The organism is Acinetobacter sp. YH1901141 (assembly GCF_013416935.1).
GTDB classification, from domain to species: domain Bacteria; phylum Pseudomonadota; class Gammaproteobacteria; order Pseudomonadales; family Moraxellaceae; genus Acinetobacter; species Acinetobacter towneri.
The window spans coordinates 87,091-94,576 of record NZ_VPEY01000011.1 but is presented as its reverse complement, the minus strand read 5'-3'; the positions used below and the strand labels follow the sequence as shown (position 1 = coordinate 94,576).

Here is a 7,486-nt window from a genome sequence, read left to right as displayed (position 1 = left end):
CAAACTCTTCAGTTAAAATCATTTTGAAGTTTTAATCTAAACTTCCAAATCTGGCTCATCAATTTTCTGACTTAAATTTCGCTCAAATAAACTTCGAGTAATTTAAACCAATCAATCAATGAAATATTTTCGATTAATCAATCAGTAAAAATCCACACAAGTTGTTCTTCATAATCTCTTAATGATCTTCTCGATGCTTCGTCAACATCAAGCTAGGTCGGCTATATTACGCTTTATTTCTAAAGTGTCAACTGGTAATTTAAATTATTTTAAACTTTCTTTCTAAAACTCAACTTAACCATTTTCAATCAAGTCGTTGTTTTATCAGAAGTTTTAATCTTCATCACCGCCGATGGATGTGCATTATAGGTGAAATATTTCGCCTTGCAACACTTTTTTCAAAGGAAATATATCGAGTGTTTATTTTTTGTTCATTCTTACCTTTTCTACACACATTTTGAGCAAATTTGCTTTAATACATCGTTTCAATTAACTGTTACTATACACCCATCGGCGATATAACAGCTTTTGCTTACTCAGATTTAAGCGCTAGGATTCTTTATGTATCAACAAAAATATCTTTGGGTGTGCCTTGTTTCTTTAGGATTCATCACCTCAACACATGCGACAATGCCTTCTACTGAAGAAGTTGCTCAAGAAGAAACTACTGAAGTTATTGCGGCAGATTCATCTTCTGAAACTAAAAGTAGTCGTTTGAATGCGCTTAAAGAATTAAAAAATGTAAAAGCCAAAGATTTAAAAGTGAATGCAAATGCTGCACAACCCGATGAAGTCAAAGACCCACTGCAACCATTGAACCGTCAGATTTATGCATTCAACGATATGTTAGATCGTAATATCGCGCGTCCACTTGCGGTTCAATATACAAAGAAAGTCCCTGGTGAAGTGCGCGGGTCATATCGTCAATTCCGAAAAAACTTGGGCGAACCTTGGAATGCGGTTAACCAATTGATTCAAGGCCGCCCTTTACGTGCCGCAAAAACTTTAGGTCGTTTTAGTTTAAATACGATTACTACTTTAGGCATGGCTGACCCTGCACGTCGTTTAGGTTTAGACACGGAAGAAGAAAATTTTGGTACAACCTTGGGCTACTACGGTGTCCCTTCAGGGCCTTATGTCATGCTACCAATTTACGGCCCAAGTACTTTCCGTGATGGTTTCGGCACACTTGTAGATGGTCAGGCACGTCCACAAAAATACATTTTAGATGGCAATGACCGTTTATATTGGTCGGAGCAAGTTATGCGCGGCCTAGATACGCGCTCGCAACTCCTAGATGTAGAACAAGTATTACAGGGCGATAAATATGCCGCGATTCGGGATATTTACTTGCAACGTAAAAACTTTGAAATTGCGGAAAAGAAAGGACTCGATGCAGATAGTATTTCTTTTGTAGATGATGAAAGCGAAGAACTTTTTGATGATCAAGAAGAAATAAACCCGCCTGAAGAAAGCAAAGAATAATTTGTAAAACATTTTACTCAAGGTGAGTTTTTACTTTCCTTGAGTATTCAGGCATTGTTATAGTAACGCTTTGTTTAGGTTCAGGGTCAACACAAAACTCTATGTATTTCATTCAACCCACACGTGATATTCCATATCTAGAACAGGTGCTCGACACACTTCCTAGTGTGCAAATGATTCACATAGATGACATCAGCTTGTATGACCCAACCATTATTGCAATTGCCGATGTGCAAGATTATTTAACACATCAATGGAATTTACCCACGATTGTATTGGCCTTTGAAGATGAAGGCACGGCATTGGTGCAAGCATGGGAACAAGGCGCTTTAGCAGGTTGGTTGTGGAGTCGTTTACCAGAAAATCCACCACAAGCCTTACGCAAAATAGACGCACAATATAAACGCAATCAAGACAGCCGCGACTTACCTTCAGCTGCTGAACTACAAAAAAAATTACTGCCCAATCCTATCGAACTGTACAACTACCGTGTAGATACGTTATTTAAGCCTTCGGCTTATTTGTCGGGCGATTGGTTTGATTACTGGAAAATCAGTGATAAAGAAATCATGTTCTATTTAGCCGATGTCTCTGGGCATGGTGTAACTAGTAGTTTACTAACGTCTTGGATGGCTGCATTTCATGGTCGCTCCAAAACACCACGCGAACTGATTAAGAAGCTGAATGGCATGTTGGTTCAAGAAAATATTGAAAAGCATATCACCATGATTAGTGGGATTTTAAATATTGAAACTCATGAGCTACGCTGGTCGAGTGCGGGTCATTATCCACCTGCCATTATTATTGAACCCAATCAAGCACCTAGGATTTTAAATACCAGTAGTTTTCCTTTAGGACTGACTGAAGATTTAGAAGTTGAGGAATTTGAGTGCGTATTAAATAAACAGGCACGTTTTATTATCTGCTCCGATGGTGCGTTAGAACCTTATAGCGGTGGTTTGAATGAACAGTTTGAACAATTGGTCTTTCACTTGCAAAATCAATCATTCCAAGCACCCGATCATGTAGCCGATGACATTGCAATCTTGAGTTTGTGTCGAACAAAATAACCAACAAATCAGCCAGTTAACTTCTTAACCCTAGATATACGACTGTAAGCTACTTGAGTCTATATAGTCGCTATGGGATAATTATCTAATCCTTCTCTGCAAATGGCATTTATATGTCAACAGGTCATGTTGAATATGCAAGTTTGAATGGAACGCATATCTTTAAGCTTTTTGGCGAAGTGCGTGCCCAATCTTGTATTAGTCTAGACAAACTACTCAGTAAAATTGAACAGCAATCCAATGTGGTGGGTGCAATTGTAGATTTAACCCAAACTACATTTATTGACAGTACAGTTTTAGGTATATTGGCTAAGCTAGGCTTAAAACTAAAACAAATCCATCAAATTCAGGCAGTTATGCTATCTACTAATCCAGACATTACTACGCTCGCAAATAGCATGGGCTTAGGACAGGTGTTTGTGATTTTAAATTACTGTGGCGATCCGACAGTCTGCACGCGTGAGCTGGTAGAAGAACACGTCACGCATAGCAATATGCTCACCACAGTATTAGATGCCCATAAAACCCTCATGAAGCTGAATGAAAACAACCAAAATATGTTCGAACCTTTGGTGAAACAGCTACAAAAAGAACAAGATAATCTTGATCAGTGTGCTGAGAAAAATCAGCAGAACGCTTGATCTTCACTCAGGAATGCTTTGATGACTTTACTTTCTGTTGCTCAAATGAACTCGCAAAACGATATTGAAGAAAACTTCAAAATCATTGAAACATTGATTCAACAGAGTAAAGCTGATGGCGCTGAACTGATCGTTTTTCCAGAAAACTTTATCTGTTTTGCGGCCGGTAAACAACGTGAAACCGCGACACAGTTTGAAAGTATTCAACAACGTTTGGAACAGCTTGCGCATCAATATCAAATCTGGATTGTGGCGGGTACATTGCCCTGCCCGTATCGCCCTGATGGCTCAACAATTGCAGATGGTCGTGTGCGTACGGTCAGTTTATGTATTAGCCCAGAAAAAACTGAAGCTCGTTATGACAAAATTCATTTGTTCGATGTGCAAGTGGGTGACTCTGTTGGCGGTTATCAGGAATCTAAGTTTTTTGAACCTGGTTCTGAAGTCGTTGTTGCGAAAACACCATTTGGCAATATTGGCTTAATGGTGTGTTATGACTTGCGCTTTCCTGAATTGACCTTAACTTTACGTGCGCAAGACGCAAATATTTTAACTGCGCCATCGGCTTTTACTTACACCACAGGTCAAATGCACTGGCAATTGCTCTTGCAGGCACGTGGCATGGACAGTCAATGTCAGGTTTTAGGTGCAGCCCAACAAGGCTGGCATGGTGAAAAGCGTCAGACTTGGGGACATTCAGGCGCTACCAATTCACGCGGGCAGTTATTGTCAATGGTGCAAGACGAAGGTACGCAACTGATTACAGTGCCCTTTGATTTAGATGAACAAAGCAAAATTCGAGAGTCGATGCCGTTAATGCAGCATCGTCGTTTATTGCAATTTTAAAATTGAATTTCAATAAAAAGGGTTGATCAACAATATAGTGATCAACTCTTTGTATTTCTTATCTTAACCTTACTTTTTAGCTATTCAGCCGCTTCATTGGTCACGCGCAGCACTTCTTCCAAAGTGGTTTTACCTGCCAATACCTTACGCAATCCATCTTCACGAATCGAACCTGATTGCTGTCGTGCATAATCTTCCAGTTCATATTCCGCGGCATTGCCATGAATCAAACGGCGCATTGCTTCATCCACAGGGACAATTTCATAAATTGCAGTCCGCCCAGTAAAACCTGTATGTGAGCAATGTTCACAGCCTTTCGGTTGCGGAAGTTTTAAATCGCTTGCATCGGTCACACTTTTAAAGAGTTCTTGTTCAAAGTCATCTGCAGCATGCCATGTGGCGCAGTGCGAACATAAGGTGCGCACTAAACGCTGTGCGATCACCCCAATTAATGAACTTGACAGCAAGAACGGCTCGATGCCCATATCTTTTAAACGGGTGACTGCACCAATGGCCGTATTGGTATGTAGGGTAGACAGTACCAAGTGACCAGTTAAGGAAGCCTGCACTGCAATTTCGGCGGTTTCTAAGTCACGAATCTCCCCCACCATCACCACATCTGGGTCTTGGCGCAGCATGGCTTTTAAAGCACGAGCGAAGGTCATATCCACTTTGGTATTGACCTGTGTTTGCCCAATCCCTTCAAGTTGATATTCAATCGGGTCTTCTGCAGTCAAAATATTTTTAGAACCGTCATTCAGGTCTGAGAAAGCTGCATATAAGGTCGTAGTTTTACCCGAACCTGTCGGCCCTGTAACCAAAATAATCCCGTGTGGTCGATGTACCAGTTGCTTTAAGCGCTCATAATCATTTTGCATCAGCCCCAAGTGCGTCATGTTTAAACGACCTGCTTGCTTATCCAGCAAACGCATTACCACCCGCTCACCATGCGAAGATGGCAGCGTTGACACACGTACATCGACCTCACGACCTGCTAGTCTGAGCGAAATACGACCATCTTGAGGGATACGTTTTTCGGCAATATCCAGTTTTGCCATGACTTTAATACGTGACACCAATAAAGGCGCAAGTTCACGGCGCGGTTGCACGATTTCACGCAACTGACCATCGACCCGCAAACGGACTGACAGTTTTTTCTCAAAAGATTCGATATGAATATCCGATGCGCCAACCCGAATCGCTTCAGACAGTAAAGCATTGATTAAACGTACAATCGGTGCATCATCTTCCTGATCCATCAGGTCTTCTGCTTCAGGAACTGAATCTGCCAAACTAAGCAAGTCAGGGTGATCTTCCAATCCCGCAGCGACTTGCTGCGACTCGCCTGTATCACCTGCAAAACTGCTGCTTAATAATTGGTGAAATTCCTGATCGCTACAAAGTTGATGCTGTGCAGGATGCCCCAAAAAACGACGCGCCTCCTGAATGGCAAGCATCGGCGTATTTTCACGACGTACAATAAAGGCATGATCGCCCTCATAACGAATTAACACCCCATGGCGTTTGGCAAAGCTATACGGTATTTGTAATTGTTTCAGTACTTGCATCAGCGATTATAATAATGATGAAAAAATTTAATTTGAGTGTACTCTAAGCGTATGACAGCGTGAAGTCTGTTTTCGCTGATTTATCAAGAAAGGGATAGGCCATTGTCACAAAATCATGAGATTTCAGAAACTGATTCGGCTAAATTAAAATGGTGGGGTGACTATGAGTTTGAGCTCAATCGTCCTAAAACGTGGCAATTTGGCTCACTCTTAGTACGTTTGACCCGTGGTATGCAAGAATGGCGTTTGGAATATTATCGCCCGCAGGTTCAATACGATTATGAACAGCAATGGCATAACATTGATGATCCTGAATTTGCCTTTCCACAACCTGTGAAAATTGAACGCTATATGTTCAAATCTACACAAAGTAAATTACAGCTCATGCCACGTTTGGCAGACCGTTCTGTGGTGATTAAACCTGTCGATCCAATTTATATTCCTGCAGGGCAACGTGGCACATTGTATATCAGCACACCGTTGTGGATGTCTGCCTTTGTAAATGGACAACGTGAACCCATTTTTGATTTACCAATTATTCGCCCGAAAGATACTTGGTTTGGCCCCAATCATCGTACAGGTGAAATTTGCTATGCCACAGCAGTCGATGGCCGTACCGAATTACATCAATTAAAACCACGTGCATTTCGTGCCGTCACGCCGATTGAATTTCACAACACCAGCAATCAACAATTGCGTTTTGACCGAATGAATGTGCCTGTGCCTGCGCTGCCTTTATTTTTCAGCGAAAGTACAGGTCGTTTATGGACTTCACAAATTAAAGTGATGCATGAAGGTTTAGACCGCCCGCCACGAATTCGGATTGAAAATCGCACCCCGCCACATGCAGGTGAAGTGACCTATTTGCAACCACCGCGTGAAACGGCAGGTGCTTTATTTAATATGTTTGATTCATTTTTCTAAGAGGATGTTATGGCAGATTCCAATATTTCCAAAGAAATCACCAACAGCCTCAAAGGAATTTTTACCAGTATCAATACAGATCGTCTGACCGAAATTTTGGTCGCAATTGTATTGTCTTTGATTGGTTTCTTAATTGCACGTTTTGTTTCCAATACTTTTGTACGCACTATTGGCGCACGTTTTAATGCGCATCAACGCTTAGTTTGGCGACGCGGGATTTTTTACTTTATTTTCCTGCTGTTTGTGATGGCGAGCCTGAAAGAAGCAGGCTTTAAACTCAGCGTGTTTTTAGGTGCTGCAGGTATTTTAACCGTGGCTTTGGGTTTTGCTTCACAGACATCGGCATCCAATTTAATTAGTGGTATGTTCCTGATTGGCGAAGGTTCTTTTGAAGTGGGCGATACCATTCAAATCACCCTGATTCGCGGACACACCATTGAAGGTGAAGTGATCTCAATTGACTTACTTTCAGTTAAATTGCTGACCCAAGACAATATTTATGTGCGTTTACCCAATGAACAATTGATTCGTGCACCCGTGCATAACTTGTCCAAGTTTCCAATCCGACGTGTGCCCATTACCCTCGCGATTAATTTTCACGAAGATATTATTAAAGTGCGTGAAGTGTTGCTCAGTGTCGCCAATCAATATCCGCTCGTGCTGTCTGACCCTAAACCCGCGGTGACAGTTACAGCTTTCCGTGAATCTTCAATTGAATTGTTGTTTGCGGTGTGGTGTCAGCAAGAAAACTTTTTAAAGGTACGTGATGAAATGCAGGAACGTATCCGTAATGGTTTCCTAGACAACCAAATCGAAATTCCTGTACCCAAAATGGGTTTTGTTGATCATCCTTTATCGCGCCCTTTAAATAATGAAGAACTTGATCAATATGCCAATGCCCAAGCACTGAAACGAGAACCTGACTTAAAGTAATCGTTTCAGTCTTCGACAC

Annotated in this window: 7 protein-coding genes; 6 read left to right on the top strand and 1 reads right to left on the bottom strand. The window is 41.4% G+C overall.

From position 1 onward, the window contains the following. The first annotated feature begins 561 nt into the window (after positions 1-561). The 4 genes from FTV52_RS08115 to FTV52_RS08100 all read left to right on the top strand — a co-directional run bounded on the left by FTV52_RS08115 (position 562) and on the right by FTV52_RS08100 (position 4,042). Positions 562-1,485, top strand: coding sequence for a VacJ family lipoprotein (locus FTV52_RS08115; protein WP_178319639.1), 924 nt, complete (start codon positions 562-564; stop codon positions 1,483-1,485). Positions 1,486-1,586: 101 nt separating this feature from the next. Continuing rightward, on the top strand, positions 1,587-2,555 hold the full coding sequence (gene gigA / locus FTV52_RS08110; RefSeq protein ID WP_179990521.1) for an RsbU family protein phosphatase GigA: 969 nt from the start codon (positions 1,587-1,589) through the stop codon (positions 2,553-2,555). Positions 2,556-2,668: 113 nt separating this feature from the next. Further along, positions 2,669-3,196 carry an anti-anti-sigma factor GigB gene (gene gigB, locus FTV52_RS08105; RefSeq protein WP_070154874.1) on the top strand — a complete coding sequence of 176 codons (528 nt, stop codon included), beginning with the start codon at positions 2,669-2,671 and terminating at the stop codon, positions 3,194-3,196. A gap of 21 nt (positions 3,197-3,217) precedes the next feature. Further along, positions 3,218-4,042 (top strand): carbon-nitrogen hydrolase family protein, encoded by an 825-nt coding sequence (locus FTV52_RS08100; RefSeq protein WP_179990519.1) that lies wholly within the window; start codon positions 3,218-3,220, stop codon positions 4,040-4,042. An 80-nt stretch (positions 4,043-4,122) separates the two neighbouring features. Here the strand turns inward: FTV52_RS08100 and gspE are convergent, their stop codons facing one another. Then, complete coding sequence (gene gspE, locus FTV52_RS08095; protein WP_179990517.1) at positions 4,123-5,610, bottom strand: type II secretion system ATPase GspE; 1,488 nt, start codon at positions 5,608-5,610, stop codon at positions 4,123-4,125. A 102-nt stretch (positions 5,611-5,712) separates the two neighbouring features. Here gspE and FTV52_RS08090 point away from each other — a divergent pair, with 102 nt between their 5' ends. Beyond that, a complete protein-coding gene (locus FTV52_RS08090) occupies positions 5,713-6,534 on the top strand; it encodes a hypothetical protein (protein WP_179990516.1) in 822 nt (273 codons plus the stop codon). Between the two features lie 9 nt (positions 6,535-6,543). Continuing rightward, positions 6,544-7,467 (top strand): mechanosensitive ion channel family protein, encoded by a 924-nt coding sequence (locus tag FTV52_RS08085; protein ID WP_096902425.1) that lies wholly within the window; start codon positions 6,544-6,546, stop codon positions 7,465-7,467. The last annotated feature ends 19 nt before the right edge of the window (positions 7,468-7,486 follow it).